General features: G+C 78.5%; 1 protein-coding gene. It reads right to left on the bottom strand.

Translation table 11 applies throughout. From position 1 onward, the window contains the following. Nucleotides 1-284: hypothetical protein (locus NLU14_RS21525; RefSeq protein WP_275710473.1), on the bottom strand; the 284-nt coding region annotated here is incomplete at both ends.

Raw genomic sequence — 284 nt, 5'->3', positions numbered from 1 at the left:
GACCCTGCACCTCGAAGTCGTCGCTCGACATGGGGAAGCTCTCGGCGGCGCCCTCGGGCTCGGGGACGGCCACCTGCCACACCGAGAGCCGCTCCGCCCCGTCCACCTCCCGCATCACGCGCTTCTGCAGCGGGCTCAGGCCGGCCGGACGACCGGCCACGCCGCGGAGCTGGTCGGCGCCCGACCCCGTGACCCCGGGGACGACGAGGAACGCCGACCCGGCGACCACGACCGCCGCGGCGAGTCCGACGGCGCCGGCGCGGGTGCGCCGGCGTCGGGCCCCG

Origin of the sequence: Marinobacter iranensis, from assembly GCF_029207565.1 — a bacterium.
In the GTDB taxonomy this organism is placed as follows: Bacteria; Pseudomonadota; Gammaproteobacteria; order Pseudomonadales; family Oleiphilaceae; genus Marinobacter; species Marinobacter iranensis.
This window is presented reverse-complemented; position numbering and strand designations above follow the sequence as displayed.